Source organism: Blastocatellia bacterium, assembly GCA_025054955.1.
Lineage (GTDB): Bacteria > Acidobacteriota > Blastocatellia > HR10 > J050 > JANWZE01.
On the sequence record JANWZE010000060.1, the window covers coordinates 30,570 to 46,469 of the forward strand.

At 55.0% G+C, this 15,900-nt stretch carries 12 protein-coding genes; 7 read left to right on the forward strand and 5 right to left on the reverse strand.

Annotation, left to right across the window (positions count from 1 at the left end; translation table 11 throughout):
- Positions 1-528: 528 nt before the first annotated feature.
- The 4 genes from NZ823_08440 (at position 529) to NZ823_08455 (ending at position 5,516) form a co-directional block, all read left to right on the forward strand.
- Positions 529-1,620, forward strand: a complete 1,092-nt coding sequence (locus tag NZ823_08440) for a VWA domain-containing protein (GenBank protein ID MCS6805153.1) — start codon at positions 529-531, stop codon at positions 1,618-1,620.
- A gap of 732 nt (positions 1,621-2,352) precedes the next feature.
- Entirely contained in the window at positions 2,353-2,883 is a 531-nt protein-coding gene (locus NZ823_08445) for a TlpA family protein disulfide reductase (GenBank protein ID MCS6805154.1), read from the forward strand.
- A 130-nt stretch (positions 2,884-3,013) separates the two neighbouring features.
- On the forward strand, positions 3,014-4,687 hold the full coding sequence (locus NZ823_08450; protein ID MCS6805155.1) for a hypothetical protein: 1,674 nt from the start codon (positions 3,014-3,016) through the stop codon (positions 4,685-4,687).
- A 22-nt stretch (positions 4,688-4,709) separates the two neighbouring features.
- Positions 4,710-5,516 carry a hypothetical protein gene (locus tag NZ823_08455; GenBank protein ID MCS6805156.1) on the forward strand — a complete coding sequence of 269 codons (807 nt, stop codon included), beginning with the start codon at positions 4,710-4,712 and terminating at the stop codon, positions 5,514-5,516.
- Between the two features lie 140 nt (positions 5,517-5,656).
- Here NZ823_08455 and NZ823_08460 read toward each other — a convergent pair whose 3' ends face one another.
- From NZ823_08460 to asnS, 5 genes are read right to left on the reverse strand one after another with little or no spacing between them, the layout of a single operon-like run.
- Positions 5,657-6,757, reverse strand: coding sequence for a D-alanine--D-alanine ligase (locus NZ823_08460; GenBank protein ID MCS6805157.1), 1,101 nt, complete (start codon positions 6,755-6,757; stop codon positions 5,657-5,659).
- Between the two features lie 30 nt (positions 6,758-6,787).
- Entirely contained in the window at positions 6,788-7,714 is a 927-nt protein-coding gene (gene rocF / locus NZ823_08465; protein ID MCS6805158.1) for an arginase, read from the reverse strand.
- Entirely contained in the window at positions 7,711-8,430 is a 720-nt protein-coding gene (locus NZ823_08470; protein MCS6805159.1) for a methyltransferase domain-containing protein, read from the reverse strand. The genes rocF and NZ823_08470 overlap by 4 nt, the downstream gene beginning before the upstream one ends.
- Positions 8,427-9,008 carry an LOG family protein gene (locus NZ823_08475; protein ID MCS6805160.1) on the reverse strand — a complete coding sequence of 194 codons (582 nt, stop codon included), beginning with the start codon at positions 9,006-9,008 and terminating at the stop codon, positions 8,427-8,429. The genes NZ823_08470 and NZ823_08475 overlap by 4 nt, the downstream gene beginning before the upstream one ends.
- Before the next feature lie 18 nt (positions 9,009-9,026).
- Entirely contained in the window at positions 9,027-10,322 is a 1,296-nt protein-coding gene (gene asnS / locus NZ823_08480) for an asparagine--tRNA ligase (GenBank protein ID MCS6805161.1), read from the reverse strand.
- 278 nt (positions 10,323-10,600) lie between these two features.
- On the opposite strand from asnS, the gene NZ823_08485 reads away from it, so the two are divergent.
- The 3 genes from NZ823_08485 to NZ823_08495 form a co-directional block, all read left to right on the forward strand.
- The gene (locus NZ823_08485) at positions 10,601-11,767 is read left to right on the forward strand and encodes a pyridoxal phosphate-dependent aminotransferase (protein ID MCS6805162.1); all 1,167 of its coding nucleotides are present in this window, start codon (positions 10,601-10,603) and stop codon (positions 11,765-11,767) included.
- Between the two features lie 478 nt (positions 11,768-12,245).
- On the forward strand, positions 12,246-13,355 hold the full coding sequence (locus tag NZ823_08490) for a D-glycerate dehydrogenase (GenBank protein ID MCS6805163.1): 1,110 nt from the start codon (positions 12,246-12,248) through the stop codon (positions 13,353-13,355).
- A 359-nt stretch (positions 13,356-13,714) separates the two neighbouring features.
- A partial coding sequence (locus tag NZ823_08495; GenBank protein MCS6805164.1) for a DNA2/NAM7 family helicase occupies positions 13,715-15,900 on the forward strand: 2,186 nt, incomplete at its 3' end.

Here is a 15,900-nt window from a genome sequence, read left to right on the forward strand (position 1 = left end):
GGAAATCGCTTTGATCGAGAGTCAAAACGGTACGCACATGCTCAGAGCCGTCGTGCAAGTCGCCGGTGGCGATGCGGGAGGAACGATGGAAAACAAGCACAGATTTACTGATTGACTGATTCAGACACTGTTCATCAGTGAATCTATGTCGCATTCTCAGAGGAGTTCTACATGTCGTCCGGACGACGCCCAGAAACGATGAAAAACGCTACAGGCAGGAATGCCTGTGCCACTTTTTCTGAGGAGTTGTGACAGCAATTGAAGACTCGCACGAATTGCTCGAAATAGGTGCGCAACCAAATCCTTATTGGCAATAGTCATCACAGCAGTCGAAAATCACTTTCGCTCTTGCTGCACCTCGAAGCCCTCATTTATACTCACGCCGATAGCAGTAATGGAGGGGTCGCTCATGCCCCCGAGGCGACACAGCGTCAACATCATCGGCGAACCCACGCCAATCGGCGCGAAACACAGTTCGTCAGGATTAGCGGGGACTCGTCGAGATTGAGCTTGAACGGAGGTAGGACTATGATCCGCTATCACTGGAACAAAATCGTTTGCCTCGTTCTTCTTTGGCCCGCCGTTGTGTTTGGGCTCCCACAGCCACAGGAGCCGGCGATCAAATTAGAATCATCATTCATCCTTGTGGACGCGATTGTGCTGAGCAAGAAAACCAACTCGATAGTCGGCGATCTGACGCGCGATGATTTCGTGTTGTTGGAAAACGGAAAGACGCAAGAGATCACCCATTTCAGCCAGCAGGAGCTACCGCTGTCGGTCGTGCTGCTAGTGGATGTGAGCGGGAGCGTGCAACCGATCATTGACGAAGTGCAACGGGCGGCGCTGGAGGCGCTCGGGCAGTTGAAACCCGATGACAAAGTCGCGCTGATGATCTTTGGCAGCCGACCCAAATTGGTCGCCGAGCTGACTACCGATCGCGATGTGATCGCCAGTAAGCTCGATGACATCTGGAGTGAGGTGACACCTGAGATCGGCTTTGCCACCTTTATAAATGCGGGCATCCATGAAGCAGCCCGGTACCTGCGGAAGAACACACAACCAACGGAGCGTCGCGCCATCCTGATGGTCACCGATGATATGGACACGAGTTTCTTCCGTGGAGGCCCACCGCGTGATGTGGTGGCGAGGGAGCTTTACGAGGGCGGCACCACGCTCTGCGGAATCATCGTGGGATACAACAAGAAGATGATGACGGCCGTCACCGTTGGAACAGCAGGCGCCATGACTGCGATCAATCCGATCGCCGGAGGCATGCTCATCGCTATGAGACTGATGCAGCATCTTTCTCCACTGCGGGGCAGCGCCAAGTTTTACGCTGAGAAAACAGGCGGCATCACCGTCAGCACTAAACATGATGAGGTCGGCATCGTTTTGATTGAAATGCTCAAGGTCTTGCGCACGCGCTACACGTTGGGATACGCGCCTGCCGATCTGACGCCCGATGGCCGATTCCGAGAGATCAAACTCACCGTGAGCAACCGTGTGAAGAAAGAGAAAGGTGATCTGACCATCTTGGCCCGGCGCGGCTACTACGTGCGCAAGCCGCTGACGACGGAACCACAGGATGATTCGTTGCGGCTGAAGAAGATCTCTCTCTGAGGCGCGGCGCGTGTCGCACGCTTGAACGGACTGCTCAATCGCTGGGAACACAGGCCGTGGTCGGTGAGTGCACACAGGCCGGAGCCCGCGCTACGCGCTTTGAAAGCCGATTTTATGCCAGTTGGCTTTTGAATTAATACCAATGGTCTGGAGAAAGACCGTGTTTGACAGAGCAACATGGCGAGCAGGAGCAGAACGCCCCAAGCGGCAGTCTACGATTTTCTGTGAGCATTTGGCATTACACATGCCACGCTAGTTTTTGCTGAGCCACGCAAGCGGTGCGTGACAACATTGCCAGACGTGCAACATCTGCGACAGCAGGACAAGTAACAGTGGCGCGTTGGAGGCGCGCCACAGCAGCGCGTTCGCGGCTCGCAAGTGAACAGCACGAACGAGCCGATGGAAGAACGGGTGGCGGCTGTTGAAGGCACGAAGGATTGGGAATGATGCCCACCCAGAGGTTGCACGTTTGGCTACCCTCTGGTGTGCTGCCGCCGCTGCTCAGACTCAGCGGGCGTCCACATAGCGATGTCCCTACAAACATGCGTCGCCGCAACACAAAAACGACACACGTCAGTGGGTGTCCACACAGCAACGCCCTTGCAAAGAACATGGCTTTTTCTCCGCACTTGACGTTAGCCAAGCTTTTGTACAGCGCCAAGATGCGCTGAATTGACAACATGCAGAGGCTCTGCTACTTTGTCGCTTGCTACAACACACGTGCGAGGGAGTATGAAACAGGCCTTACGAATCGTGCTGATGTTGGCTCTGTTTGTCACCGCAGTATCAGTGCCGGTCTCCGGGCCGACTTCATTAGAAGCGGCTCAGGAAATGGTCCCTGATTTTCGATTGCCGATGCTCGATGGTGGCACATTTGAGATGAGGAAACTGATCAACCAGAAAACGGTGTTGATCAACTTCTGGGCAACCTGGTGTATTCCTTGCCGGAAAGAGATGATCCATTTGCAGAAGTTGTACGATCAGTACAAGGGGCAGGGCTTTGAAGTGTTGGCCATCAGCATTGACGACGCATCACGACAGAGCCAAGTCAAACCGTTCGTCAAGAAATACAACTACACATTTCCGATTCTCCTAGACACGGACTCACTCGTGTTGAAGAAGTTTCAGACTCAGCCTGACATCCCGTTTAGTGTGCTGGTAGATCGTCGTGGACGCATCGTGCGGCGCTTTCAGGGATACAAACCGGGTGATGAAGAAACGGTGAGACGGGAAGTGGTAAGGCTGTTGGAGAGTCAGCAGTGAGGGCTGAGGGACGGCACCGGAGGTGATGTCCTGCTGCTTTCAATCCCTGGCTCTTGGGGAGTCAGTAGCGAGGGGGAGAGACTAAAGCGTGTTGATTTGTAAGCGCCAGTGGACTATCGTGGTTTGTCTCATGCTCATAATCACTGGTGTGGCTTGGGCAACGGAAGATAAGCCTGATGGCCAGGCGCCGGTTGAGCAACCGCCTGTTGGCACGGGAGCCATGATCGAGTTGCCAATAGCACGCTTGTTGCCGACAGAAGAACATCTGGCAACATGGTTGAGTGTTGGGGACGAGGCTGATCGTCGTGGGGGCAATGGTGAGCCTCACGTGCAGGGCGAGCCGGAAAAACCGAGAACACGATCCCCACTGCACAGATTGGGCGTGACGGTCACACTTCTGTCCGAATTTGAGCACAACACATTTCAAGAAGAGCAGGCCTACCAGAAATACAAGAACCTCGTTGATTTTGTCGGGCATCGAGGCAAATGGCATTTTGGCGCGCAGCTCCGTTCGTTGGTCTTTTCTGATCAAATGCGCGTCTTGCCGGATAATTATGAGCAGCCTAAAAAATTTGGCGTGTATCGCAAGTACATCGAATACGTGGGCGAAGGGATTCACTTTCGGGCTGGCGATTTCAATCAATCGTTGGGCAATGGCTTAACGTTATACTTGCAACAAGACCCTGCATTGCGGTTGGATCACACGATTGATGGTGGGCGCGTTGGTGTCAAGTGGAAATGGCTCGAAGCGCTTTTCCTGGGTGGTGTGATTGACCAAGTGACGAACGATGCTGGCGGCATTGAGCCGCAGTTGCTCGCTTCGGGGCATCAAGATAAGTTGATCGGATTGCGCGTGGTCGGACGGTTGCCACGGCAGACGATGATCGGTATCAATCTGAACCGGTTTGAGTATGAGGGGCGAGAGGCGAACCGCCAGCAGTCAGGCAGTGTTGAATTCAAAGCCTCCGGCGTGTTGAATCGGTTGGATGTTGCCGGGGAGGTGGCCTTCACGCAACGTCGCTTCGACAATCCTGGTTTCACCGGGCTGTCTGAGCACGGACGCGCGATTTATTTGTCAGCGACCGGTTATGCGCTGGGCGCGACTGCCTTGGTCGAATATAAGAATTATCGCGATTTTGAATCACCGTATGTGAATCCACCCAACCTGGGGCGCGTGGATGATCTGATTGCCAATCAGAATGTGCGGGGTTTTCGCGCGCGCGTGGATCGAACCTTTATCAAAACCGGCACGACGGCTTTCTTCAGTTATACCCAACAGAACTCTGTCCAGAGCACGGCGCCATTCAGTTTTCCACTGCCCAATTTCAGCACATTGATTTTTGGAGGTGTCGAACAGTCGTTGCAAGATGATCGCTGGTTCATTCAGGTTGTCATAGGGCGGCGGTACGAGAAAGATGTCGGATTGGATGAAACGCACACAACCGTTGATGTGACCCGCCGGCTGGGCGGGCGGCACAGTGTCGGGTTTAATTACGATGGGCGCCACACGAAGCTATTTTTGATCCAGAAGCATGATGATCGCTTTGTGTTCAGTTATGGAGTTTCGCCTTACGTGATCTTCAGCCTGCTGCTGGCTCGCCAACAGAACGTGTCACGAGAGAGCGGCGAACAACTGGAAGAAAAGTATTTCACCGGGCCGGAGGTCGTCTTCACGCCCACTTCATCGTGGTTGGTGAAAGTCTTTGTTGGTCAGCGACCCGGTGGGTTAGTCTGTAGTGGCGGCATTTGTCGAGAGGAGACGCCATTTCGCGGATTTCGTAGTACAGTGAGTTACCGATTTTGAGCTTATTGGAGGAATCAATCGCATGATCAAGCGACAATCAACACGATGGATGTTTGCAGTCTTCGTGATGCTGACGGCAGCTTTCGTGGCGCTGCCGGCGAGACCGCAGGCATCCTCAGCCATTGTGCAACAACCGCCTGTGAAGATGGTTTTGGCTGAATACGCCACAGGCACATGGTGTCCATATTGTCCCGGTTCGAGCGGCGCTCTAAAACGACTGGAAGAGCGCGTGGGCACAAACAATCTCGCCGTGCTGGCATATCATGACGATAGCCAGTTTGGCAATGAAGCTGCTGAGGCTTGGCTTGCGCAGGCCAGCATCTCAGCTTTTCCTACGGTCATTTTCAACGGCTTGTACCGTCGAGTTGGCGGCAGCACAAATCCCAATGAGACGTCCATTGATGCTGGCTACAACTCAGTTTACAACTTGGCCAAGCAACGACCGCTGCCAGTAGATGTAGCTTTGTCGGGCAGGCTGCTGATGGAGTCGCCGGCCGTTTCGCGCATTGAGTTTACGGTGACCGTTACGGCGCTGACCGATGTTCCATCGCCCGCTCAGCTTCAGTTTGTGTTGTATGAAGACAACATCAACTACCGGGCTTCCAACGGCGAGTCGCATTTTGATTGGGTCGTGCGCAAGAAGCTGCCACCTGCCCCGCTGACGTTGACGATGGCCGGGCAAACGGAAACGTTCGAGCGGAGCTTTCTGTACGATGGTCGCCAGTATCGCTATCGCAGTAACCCGATGCAATTAGGCATCGTCGCGTACGTGCATCTGAACGCGTCCCGACCGGAAGTGTTGCAGGCGGCGCGGCTGCAATTGTATTGAGTCATAAGAGCCGACGTTCATCGAGGTTGCCGACGGTTAGCGTTATTCAGGGCCGGAACTTTCAGAACCGGAGCCTTGCATTTCAGGTCTCAGGCTTCATGATCGGACCGGCTTGACTGGGATGCTCGGAAAGCGCCGATTCATCGCGATGTTCGGGAGCGGGATTTCTCGCGGTGGCGTTCCAGTGCTAACTGGATCAAGCGATCCACTAAGTCGCAGTAGGGAATGCCGCTGGCAGCCCATAATTTTGGGTACATGCTGATGCTGGTGAAGCCGGGGATGGTATTGATCTCGTTGACCAGGATGCGACCTGTTGTTTTCTCGATGAAGAAATCAACCCGCGCCATGCCTGAACCGTCAATCGCTTGAAAGGCGCGGATGGCGTATTGCTGAAGCGTTTTAGTTTGCAAGCGAGAGAGCTTGGCCGGGATGATGAGCTGGGCGGCATCGCTCTTGTACTTGTCGTCATAGTCGTAAAATTCAGCGCCGGGGATGATTTCGCCAGGCACGCTGGCCATCGGTTGTTCATTACCAAGCACGCTGACTTCCACTTCGCGGGCTTCAATCGCTTCCTCGACAAGAATCTTTCGATCATATTGCGCCGCGCGATTGACGGCTTCAATCAATCCAGAGCGCGTTTTGACTTTGGTCACGCCGACCGATGATCCCAGGTTCGCCGGTTTGACAAATACAGGCAGCTTGAAGTCTTTGAACACCTGACGACAGAGCTTGTTTTGAGCTTGTTCCCAGGCAATGCGAGTGAACATCAAATAGCGGACAATCGGCAACCCAGCGGCGCGAAAGAGTCGCTTCATCACGTCCTTGTCCATGCCAGCGGCCGAAGCCAATACGCCGCAGCCGACATAAGGGATATCGGCCATTTCTAACAATCCTTGAATGGTTCCATCTTCGCCATAGGTTCCGTGTAGCACCGGGAAGACAACATCAATTTTTTGTTGCCCGATCACTTGCATTTTGTCATCGAGTCGGAGCAAGGCACGGTGCGTAGGATCAGCAAGCAGCGCGATGGTTTGATCTGCTTGCTGGAGGATTTGCTGCGGCGACAATCGAGCTGCATTCTTCGCGGTGAGCCAACGGCCTTCTTTGGTGATGGCGACCGGGATGACGTGGTATTTTTCTGGGTCCAATGCCTGAATGATTGAAGCAGCCGAGATGAGCGAAACTTCATGTTCGCCGGAGCGTCCGCCGAAGACCACTGCGACTCGTAATTTTTTGTTCATGGAGGCTTTTAAGTGGTGGAGTGTTCCCCGTTAAAGAATGCGTTGACCAAACGCTGAGAGAATCATACCGACGGCCAGCTCAGCCGTTTGATTACGTGTATCAAGGACAGGATTGACTTCTACCACTTCCAGCGCCACCAATTTGCCTGTATCGGCGATCATCTCCATCGCCAAGTGACCCTCGCGATAACTGGCGCCGCCTTGGACAGGTGTGCCGACGCCCGGCGCATGCAATGGGTCAAAGAAATCCATATCCAGGCTGACTAAGATGCCCGCCGTGTTCCGCGTAGCGATTTCAATCGCCGTTTCCATGATGCTGCGCACACCGCGTTCATCAACGTCTCTCATGGTGAAGACGTGCAAGCCGGAGTCGCGGATATTATTGCGTTCCAGCTCGTCAATGCTGCGAACGCCGATCAGCGTGCAGGCGCTGGCGTCGAGTTTCGGAGAGAAGCCCTTCAGGTTGGTCAGCGCCGGAGCGCCCAGTCCTAGTGAAGCGGCATACGGCATGCCATGAATGTTACCCGATGGCGTGGTTTCCGGCGTGTTCATATCAGCGTGGGCATCGAACCAGATCACCCCGACTTTCTGCCGGCGCTGACGGAAAAACGACGAAACGCCTGCAATCGTGCCGACCGAGATCGCTTGATCGCCGCCCAACACCAGAGGAATAGCGCCTTCTTGCAGCGCCGCTTCCACTTTGTCGGCCAGTTCGTCATTAGCTTGGACAATGGCCGACAGATAGCGCAGCCTAGGATCGCCAATTGGCAAGACTTGACGAATGGGAACCGTAATGTTGCCCCAATCGGCCACCTCATAGCCGAGTTTCTGCAGTTTTTCACCCAGCCCGACAATGCGCATGGCCGAGGGACCCATATCAACTCCTCGCGTCGCTGCGCCGAGGTCCATCGGGACGCCTAAAATCCGAATGCGTTGTTGTTCAAACAGTGTAGTCATTTGACAGCCTTAATCAACGAAAAGGTCCACGAGTATTTCGTCTTGGGTTTGTGCAGCCCCTGAATCACAACCGGCGCAAATCCGACCTTGCGCAACAGGTCAGCCAATTGGTCGGCTGAATAGAATGTTGCTTGCGCTTCCAGTGGGTTGCGCGCCAGATGCTTGTAGAACCGCGAGCGAACCCAAAGTCGCCAATCAGTCACCCGTGACAGAGGGATAAGGAACTCAGCGATGACAAGTCGGCCGCCGGGGACGAGCAACCGGTATGCTTCCCGGATCAGCGTGTTGGCCGGCAACCAACGGAATGAAAGGCTACAGGTCACCAGGTCGAACGAGGCGTTGGGGAAAGGAAGCTGAGCGATGGGAGCCAGCCGCCAATCAATTTGCTCTTCTAAGCCGACAGCTTGCGCCTGCTTGTATGCTTGCTGAATGCTCGCCTCAGTTGGGCAGAGGCATGTGACCTGGCCAGGTTTAATGTGTGAGACCAACTGAAGAGCCAGCGTGGCATCCACCAGACCGAGATCAAGCACGTGGTCGCCCGGTTGTGGAGCGATGGCTTGCATGAGCCGGTGCAGCACGAAACGATAGTCGGGCTTGACGCGCCGCGCCCAAGCGCGTGCAACCTCGTGCGTGAGGCCGATGAATTCATCAGCCTGCTCCACCGAGGCAGGCTGCTTGGCTTGGTTGCCTAATTTGGCGCCAGTGTTCAGGGTCATCGTGCGAGGTCGTGATTCATTTGCCAATAGGAGTGCAAGTAATCAATGGCCTGTTCGGCTGAATCAACAAGCATCACATGGGGCAGGTCACGACCGTCAACCGCAAGGTGGGACGACCATGACGCTACGACCGGCCGCCAACACGCGCCAACAAGCACAAATGGCTTAGGCGGATTCAGGCAGCCAAGCACCAGCAGATTCCACATCAGCGTGACTTCTGTCAGTGTGCCCATTCCGCCGCGTAATGCGATGAACGCATCGCCCATGTCAGCGATGCTCTTCAGCCGGCTGAACAAATCAGGTTCCCGAATCTCGCGCGTCAGGTACGGGTTGGGCGGGGAAGAAAAAATATCCGAGGTGATGCCGATGGTTTGTCCGCCGGCTGCCTGTGCGGTTCGACTGGCCGCCTCCATGATGCCCTCGTATCCGCCGGTGCAAACGATCATGCCTGCTTGTGCAATAAGACGGCCGAGCTGCTCGGCTTGATGATACTCTTCGTCGCCTGGAGCGCAACGAGAATTGCCAAAGAGGCAAATGATTTTTGGTTTGTTCTCAATCGTTCGTTGGTGATTGAACATGGTGCGATGCACGCGCTGTTAAGGTTTGAGTCGGTAGAGCATGCGAGGGAACGGAATGGCCTCACGGATGTGTTGCAGCCCACAGAGCCACGCCACACATCGCTCGATGCCCATGCCGAAGCCAGCGTGGGGCACAGAGCCGTATTTCCTCAAGTCCAGGTACCAGTCGAAAGCTTCCAGCGGCAAGTTGTGTTCGCGGATGCGGTCCATGAGCAACTGAAGCGAAGCAGTGCGCTGGCCGCCGCCGATGATTTCGCCGTAACCTTCAGGCGCCAGCACGTCAACGCATAAAGCCAGTTCGGGGCGCTGTGGGTCTGGCTCCATGTAGAACGCCTTGACGGCAGCCGGATAGCGATGAACCATGACCGGACGATCAAATTGCTCGGAGAGATAAGTCTCATCGGGCGCGCCGAAGTCGCCGCCCCACTCAAATGGCAAGCCGCCGTCTTTCAGTATTTGAACAGCCTCATCATACGAGATGCGCGGGAACGGTCGGGCTATCTTCTCAAGGTTGGCAATGTTGCGTTCCAGCAGCTCTAGTTGAGGTCGGCGTTTCTCCAGCACGCGCTCAACGATGCTGACGATGAGTTGTTCAGCCAGATCAAACACGTCGTCCAGCGTGGCGTATGCCATCTCAGGTTCCACCATCCAGAATTCGGTCAGATGGCGGCGCGTTTTGGATTTCTCAGCGCGAAATGTTGGACCAAAGCAATAGGTTTTTCCAAACGCGGCGGCTGTGGCCTCGTTGTACAACTGGCCGGACTGCGTCAAATAGGCTTTGTTGTCTTCAAAATAATTGACCTCAAACAGTGTTGTTGTTCCTTCGCACGCTGCCGGCGTGAAAATCGGCGCGTCACACAGTACGAAGCCGTTGTTGTCGAAAAAATCACGAACAGCGCGGATGACCTCGTGGCGAACCAGCATAATGGCATGCTGCCGACGTGAACGAAGCCACAAGTGACGATGATCAGCCAGGAATTCGATGCCGTGCTCTTTCTTGGTGATCGGGTATGGGTCGGCCAGTTGCACAATCTCGATGCCGCTGAGGTCTAGTTCGTATCCGCCCGGCGCACGCGGTTCTGCGCGAACCGTGCCGGTGACAATCAGTGATGATTCTTGAGTCACCCGCTCAACATCATTCCAGACGTGCTCCGACACATTGGATTTGACGACGACGCATTGCATGATGCCTGATCCATCTCGCACTTGTGGAAAAGCAATTTTTCCGCTCGAACGTTTATTGTAGAGCCAGCCTTTGATTACAACTTCTTGCCCGACGAAGCTGGCCGCCTGCGAAATCCACATTCGTTCCATCGCGTTGATTCGACCTCTCGTTATGAGATTAGGGACCATATCGTACTACAAGAGCTCAGTCAGAGAAAGGGTGGATCAGGCGCGACACGTGCTGGGGCCGTTGCGTGCTTGCTCAGTTAGCCCGCTCACTGTCCTGCGATGAGCGATTGACTTCGGTAGCCATGAGAAGCTGGCCAACTTGACGCGCCTATATTGAACGTGTCGGGGTAGCCGCTGCCATGAAGATGCGATATAGTACAAAGCCGTCCAGTGACGAATTTAAGCTACAGGAGGTAGACATGAAGCTGTCTGAGCGAATGGCTCGGTTGGGCACGGAAACGGCCTTTGAGGTGCTGGTGCGAGCCAAAGCGATTGAGGCCACAGGGCGTGACGTGATTCACTTGGAAATCGGCGAGCCGGACTTTAATACACCGCCATACATCGTTGAGGCTGCCATTAAGGCGCTGCGCGAAGGGGCGCATCATTATGGGCCGTCCGCCGGTTTGCCTAGCTTGCGAGAAGCGATCGTCGAGGATTGTTACAAACGTCGAGGGATTCAGTACCAACCGGAACATGTCGTGGTGACACCGGGCGCAAAGCCGATCATGTTTTTTGTTATCCTGGCATTGGTCAACCCTGGCGATGAAGTGATCTATCCGAATCCGGGTTTTCCAATCTATGAATCAATGATCAATTTCAGCGGCGGCATCCCTGTGCCGGTTCCTTTGCTCGAAGAGAAGGGATTTGAATTGGATGTTGAACACCTACTGAGCAAGGTCAGCGATAAAACGCGGCTGATTATCATCAATTCGCCGCACAATCCGACAGGCGGTGTCATCTCCAGTGAAGCGCTTGAAGCGATCGCGCGCGTGGCCGTTGAGCGGGACATCCCGGTGCTGGCCGATGAGATTTATGGCCGCCTTATTTACGAGGGAAAACACGATACGATTGCTCGATTTCCCGGCATGATGGAACGAACCATCATTCTGGATGGTTTCTCCAAAACCTATGCCATGACGGGCTGGCGATTAGGGTATGGTATCATGCCCGCTACACTAGCCGAGCAAGTGACGCGGCTGCAAACCAACAGCAATTCATGCACGGCGACGTTTACCCAGTTGGCCGGCGTGACGGCCTTGCGTGAAGAGACGCCCGATGTGGAAGCAATGATTGCTCGATTCAAACAGCGAAGAGATTTCATCGTTGATGGATTGAACCAGATCAAGGGCTTTTCCTGCGCCATGCCCAAGGGAGCCTTTTACGCTTTTCCCAATATCAAAGCAACTGGTTGGAAAAGCAAACCGCTGGCCGACCTCTTACTGGAGAAAGCCGGTGTTGCGTGTTTGTCAGGCACAGCCTTTGGTGCGTATGGTGAGGGCTATCTGCGCTTTTCGTATGCCAATTCACGAGAAAATTTGGGTCGCGCGTTGGAGCGCATTGCAAAGCTGATGGAGGAGATTGCCTAGTTTGTTCGCGTGGTTCGCGTGGTCAGTACCCGGGCGGGGGAAAGTCCTCTTTGAGGGAAATTCCAAATCCGAAGCCCTCTTCGAGGGAAATCCCAAACACGAAATCCGAAATCCGAAACAAATTCCAATGACCAAACTCCAAATGGCAGACAACGATTGGGCAGTGTTCGGAACATTGAGATTTTCACTTTTGAACATGTTTCGGATTTCGTGCTTCGGATTTCGGATTTCCGTCGAAGAGGGCTTGGGATTTCCCCGCAGGGGCTTGGGATGATGAAAATGTTATTTTCGGGGAATTGCCCCTATGCAACAGCACGCCACGAACGATGAAAATAGAATTCTTTCGTGAGGTTCGTGTGTTTCGTGGGCTATTTTCAGAGGCGTTGTTCATCTCGTGCGGGACGACGCGAGCGAAACGATGAAAAACGCCACAGGCGGGAACGCCTGTGCCACTTTTTCTGAGGAGTGTTGAAGTGTTATGGCAGAGAAGAAAATCCGCGTTTTTCTGACGTGTGATATTGGTCAAGAGGCCGTTGATGTTCTCAGAAACCGTGGTTATGAGGTAGAAGTCTATCCTGAGATGGAACCGCCGCCCAAGTCGTTGATCGTAGAGAAAGTCAAGTCAGGCATTGATGGTTTGATAACGACGTTGCGTGATCAAATTGATGAAGAAGTTTTCGCCGCTGGCGCTGGCACGTTACAGGTTGTGTCGCAAATTGCCGTCGGGTTCGATAACATTGATCGAGCGGCTGCCAATCGCTATCGCATCCCGTTTACCAACACAGCGGATGTGTTGACGGAAGCGACCGCCGAATTTGCCTTCTTCCTGATGGGGGCTGTTGCACGGAAGCTGCATTCAGCAGAAAAACTGCTTGAGCAGGGAGAGTGGAAAACGTGGCATCCGTATTTGCCTTTTCTCGGCGATGAGGTGACGGGTAAAACGGTGGCCATCATCGGCACAGGACGAATCGGTCAGGCGATGGCCAAAAAATGTATTGGCTTTGACATGAACATTCTCTGCTACGATGCGGTGTATCAGGATGAAGCCTTCATTGGACGAGCCCGCCGGCTGATGGATGTTCGATATGAGGAAGGATTCTGCAAGACGAGGCAGACAATCGAATACGTTGACTTTGAGCAGGCTCTCTCTCGCGCTGATTATGTGAGCCTTCATGTGCCATTGATCATGCCGGGGACAGGGCCGACACCAACGTATCATCTCATCAACGAAGCCTCGTTGCGCATGATGAAACCGACAGCTTATCTGATCAATACATCGCGTGGGCCTGTTGTTGATGAGCAAGCGTTGGCTCAGGCGTTGTTGAATGACTGGATTGCCGGGGCGGCGCTTGATGTATATGAGGTCGAGCCATTGCCGATGGACAGTCCCTTGAGGGACCCGCGGTTGGAGCACAAGCTGCGGAAGCTTCCCCATTTTGCCAGTGCGGCTCGCGCCACACGCTTGAGTGTGGACCCGAACGTCGGCATGGCCGGTCGCTGTATCCAGGGACTCATTGACGTGATCGAGAAAAATTACGGCGGCGACCCCAAACAGATGCCCTACGTTGTCAATAAAGAAGCATTTTAGTGGAGCAGCAGTCCGCGGGTGGTGAATCGCGTTATTGTCCTTGATCGGCATGGCGTGGTTGCTCTGAAAGCGGATAGCGATTGAGTCATCCTCGGGTGACCAACCTGCTCCACAGAATCATTGCAGAGCGGTTAGGGAAGAATTTTACGGAGCAAACCTGATTGCGGCTCAATGAGATTGTGCGGGTGAGCGGCCATGCCACCATCCAATGAAATCGTCAACATGGGAGGAAGCGAAGATTTCTCAAGGTTCCTTCGTCAGCCACCCGATGGTGAATTGTTAGGTGTAACTGTCGTGCCCATGCGTTCACTTAGATGTGTTGAATGCTCTCGTCAGGCTTTGGCAATTAAGGAGGGAGAATGACGGAACGGAGCGCGCATGCCTCTATATCCGAGCTTGTGGACTATTACCGTCGGTGCTTAGCTCTCGAACGGCAGGGCGAGGCCAGTTTGAGCGATCGTGAGTTTCTTGGCACGCGCTGGAGGCCGCCGCGCTTTCATGCGATCAGCACAATCGCTACGACGTGGTCAGAGACGTTCGCATCGCCAGCCGCTCAGAAGGGACTTCAGCAGGTTGAGCGCCAAGAAGCAGCCGTTTTGCTTTTCGCTCCATTTCTGGCGGTTTTCCGCGACGTGGAAAGCGGCGAGCGACGGTGGGAGCCGGTGGGAGGCGTTTATTGTCCTCATGGCCCGCAGGGCGTGCGCGTAGACCCGGCCGATCTCTTCATCGGGCGTTGCCTCGGCGATGAAATTGGCGCTGATGAACTGGCTGTGGTGCGGGCTACGATCGAAGAAAGTGCGCGCCAAAGCCCGCTTGCTCTGCAGCACGCGGTGCGGGAGCTGCTTCAACGCTATGGGCTACCGCTTTCGGCAGCGACGGGGCTGTCCGATGTGGCGCCACCGGCTATTGTCCCATGGGCGGGTTTTTGGGTGGTCGGTCAACCAAGTTATGATCGCACGTTGCAGGAGGAGCTGGACAGCCTCCAACGACACTCGGCGGCAGGCACGGCGCTTTCGTTTCTGTGGCAACCGCCTATGTCGAGGCCGTTGGATTTCCAAGATGTATTGATGGCATTAGCGAATCCTGTCAGGCCCACATTGAGTCAAGCGCTCGCGCTGGCAGCGGCCATGCGGTCGCCACTGACAGTGATCACGGGGCCGCCTGGCACGGGGAAGACGCGCGTGATCGTGGGGCTTATCATCTCTCATTTGCTCTCCGGTCAATCGGTACTTCTTGCCAGTCGTGTCAATCGTGCGGTGGACGCCGCTGTGGAGCTGGCCGAGCGCTTGATGGGGAAAGGCTGCGTCTTACGCACGGGCAATGAACAGGCGCGGACGCAACTGGCTGAGACGTTGGGAGAGTTGATCGGACGTTCGCGCTGGAAGCAAGAGGGCGAGCTGTTCGCCTCATTGTCGAGAGATGGTGATCTCTCTTCGACAAGGGAAGGGCAGCGGATTGATCGGGCGAGCGACGAGCTGAGGGCCTACGATCAGCGAATCACTCAACTGTGTCATCAGCTCAATCGTTGCGCGCGTCAGTTGCAGAGATTCGGCACAGGGCCGGACGGCGATCGCTGGAGCCGACTCTGGTGGAGTGTTCGCTGGTGGTTGTGGAAGGGAGAACGGCACATGCGCGAGCTGCATGAGGCCTGGGGAGAGGTCTGTCAGCTTTTTGACGAACTGGACAGCCACGCACTTGCGGCTGCGCGTCAGGCGCACACGGTCGCCCTGTGGCATCGCCTTGGCGATATGCTGAAACGTGGTGAATCGAAGCTCCGCGAGCTGATGTCAGTGGTGACCGACCGGCAGCAACGGTTGCAGGCCTTCGAAGATGTGGGCCGATTGGGCTTCTGCATTGCTGTCACCACGCTCTCGGTCGGGCAGAATCTTCCACTTTCGGCAGGCCTTTTCGATACGCTCATTGTGGATGAAGCGTCCTCATGTGATCCTGCCTCGCTGCTTCCTCTGCTGTATCGAGCTCGGCGGGTCGTCATCGTGGGAGACCCCAAACAGCTCGACCACGTGACGCGCGAGCGATGGAGGCGGATCACAACAGTGCCATATTTGCGCTCGGTCGGAGGAAACCGAATCGAAGCTTCTTTCGCCGTCTCAGCCTTTGCTCTCATGCACAGGCTCGCAGATGAAGAAACGTTTTGGTTGGCCGATCATTTCCGCTGCCCACCGCCGATCATCGCCTTTGCCAACGAAAGCTTCTACGGCGGTCGGTTGCGCATTCACACGAGCGTGCAGGAGTCAGAGCCGATCGTCGTCCGGCACGTGGCTGGCCAACACCGGACGCGCGGCGTGACACGCAGCCTGACCAATGAAGCACAGATAGAGGCGGCGTTGAACCTCTTGGCCGAATGGGCCGAGCAATATCCTGACCGGTCGCTGGGGCTCGTCGCCCCTTATCGAGCGTTCGTGGATGAGATATTTGAGCGATTGCATGAGGATCAGGCACTGGGTGGACTGCACAAAAAGCGCATGCAGCAACAGCTCATCATCGGGACCGCCCATCGGTTTCAGGGTAGCGAAGTGGACTATCT